Origin of the sequence: uncultured Clostridium sp. (assembly GCF_937920395.1) — a bacterium.
Classification (GTDB): domain Bacteria; phylum Bacillota; class Clostridia; order Clostridiales; family Clostridiaceae; genus Clostridium_AD.
In genome coordinates this window covers 1-2,511 of record NZ_CALEVF010000089.1, presented here as the reverse complement: position 1 = coordinate 2,511, position 2,511 = coordinate 1, and the positions used below count along the sequence as shown (strand labels likewise).

General features: G+C 33.0%; 1 protein-coding gene. It reads left to right on the top strand.

The features are described from left to right. Positions 1-177: 177 nt before the first annotated feature. Entirely contained in the window at positions 178-2,388 is a 2,211-nt protein-coding gene (locus Q0649_RS08735) for a GH92 family glycosyl hydrolase (protein WP_298840333.1), read from the top strand. Positions 2,389-2,511 lie beyond the last annotated feature (123 nt).

Sequence of the window (2,511 nt, the reverse complement as noted above, 5' to 3'; positions counted from 1 at the left end):
ATATTAACGGGTTCATACGATTAGCATTTAGTACATCTTGGTATATTCGAAAATAACAATTTTAATGATGAACATTATTTCCTAAATTCCAATAAATCAAAAACTGGAATTTCTCATTCAAAATTCAGAAATACAAATATAAAACTTAAAATATTTTAAGAATGGATGTGACTAAAAATGAATTTTCTAAAGTACGTTAACATTAAACAAGGAACGAATTCATCATCACGATACTCAAATGGTAATACCTTACCTCTAGTTACAGCTCCTTTTGGTATGAATAATTTTTGTCCCCAAACAGAAGGAAATGCACAAGGGTGGTATTACCATCCAAATCACAGACAAATAGAAGGAATAAGGCTTACTCACCAACCGAGTCCCTGGATGGGAGATTATGGTCATATAATAATTTCACCTCAGTGTGGCAATGTCTTTATATCCGAAGATAATAGGGCCTCAGGCTTTAGGCCAAATGAAAGTATAATGCAACCAGATTATTTAAAGATTAATTTTTTAAGGTACAATGCTAATTTAGAGCTCTCACCAACGGAAAGAGGAGCTTCCCTAAGGGTTATATGGGAAACAGAGGAAACACCAAGAATTGCAATAATCCCTTTTAATTATTATACAATGGTTAAGCTTGATCCAAAAAAGAAATTACTTTCATGTTATACAAAAGCCTTAGCTTGGGATGCTAGTGATAAGTTTGCACTTTACTTTATTATGAAATTTGATAAAGAAATTGATATAGCTAATACTGTAATTACGAGTAATGATAATAGTTATAAAACTGGATTAGAAGGCGAAGGTATTGGCACAGGTATAAACATTGCCTTCAATTTAGATAATGAAAAATCCGTAGAGATAAAACTGGGAACCTCCTTTATTAACCTAGAACAGGCTGAGTTAAATCTCAATAGAGAAATTGGCAACAGGTCCTTTTATGACGTAAAAAAAGAAGCTGAGCAAAAATGGAATGATTTATTATCTACAATAGAAGTTGAAATGAATACTGAGGAAGAAATGAATACTTTTTATACCAATCTTTATAGGTGCTTTATTTTTCCAAGAATGTTTTATGAAATAAGTAAAGAAAATGAAATTATTCATCCTTGCGTCTCAGATGGATCTGTAAGAAATGGTTATATGTATACAGACAACGGTTTTTGGGATACCTATAGAACCGTATATCCCTTGTTAGCAATTCTAACTCCAAATAGACTTAATGAAATTCTGCAAGGATTCATTAATTTCTACAAAGAGGAGGGTTGGCTACCAAGATGGATTTCACCTGGTGAACGTGGGATAATGCCAGGAACATTAATAGATGCTGTTTTGGCAGATGGTGCTGTTAAAGGTATTATATCTGGAGACTATTTAGAAAAGGCTCTTGAAGGTATGATAAAACACGCTACAATTGCTAGTGATAGCCCCAGGCATGGTAGAGTCGGCATAAAAGATTATATAAAGTATGGATATCTTCCAAGAGAACTATATAAAGAGAGCGTCAATAATACAGTAGATGATGCTTATGGAGATTTTTGTATCGCTCAAATAGCAAACTTACTTGGAAAAGATGAGCTATCAGATCTATTCTACAAAAGATCTAATAACTATAAAACATTATTCGATTATAAAACATTTTTCTTTAGAGGGCGTGATATTAATGGAAATATGAAAGATAACTTTCATCCCCTTGATTGGGGTGGTGAATATTGCGAAGGAGGTGCTTGGCAAAGTAGCTTTTCTGTTTATCATGATATTCTTGGACTTGCTAAGCTTATGGGAGGCAAGGAAAATATGATTGAAAAAATTGATGAGCTTTTCAATATTTCTCCTCTATATAGGGTCGGCGAATATGAAATTGAGATACATGAAATGACTGAAATGGCTGCTGCGAATTTTGGGCAATGCGGGATTTCTAATCAACCAAGCTTTCATGTCCCATATATATATGCAACTATAGGAAATCCTGAAAGTACCCAATACTGGATTCGTAAGATCATGGGTGAAGCTTTCGATAGTAGTGAAAACGGGCTACCCGGAGATGAAGATAATGGAAGTATGGCGGCATGGTATGTCTTTAGTGCACTTGGTTTTTATCCTTTCTGCCCTGGAACAACAGAATATGTGATCGGGTCACCTCTTGTTACTAGGGCAATAATAAACTTATCTAATGGAAAGAAAACCACTATAAGTGCATCAGAAAATAATACAGATAATATCTACATTGATAATTTATATATAAACAAGAAGACATACAATAAATTATATATTGATTATAAAGATATAGTTGAAGGCTCCTCTATAGTCTTTGAAATGACTAATAAAATAGAAGTGAAGAAACATAAAGTAAATGAGCTACCATTTTCCTTAAGCCAGATATAATTGATAGTATATTTGCTTGGATGGTTACTTTTAAAAATTTGTAATATATAAGGGGGTGTCTCAAAATTATTTAAAAATCATTTCAAGAGGCATCTCCTTTTCTTTGTTATTTTTAGGCCAAAT

Excerpts from the sequence above, each read along its gene's own strand:
- Q0649_RS08735 (WP_298840333.1), top strand. The coding sequence starts at position 178 with ATGAATTTTCTAAAGTACGTTAACATTAAACAAGGAACGAATTCATCA.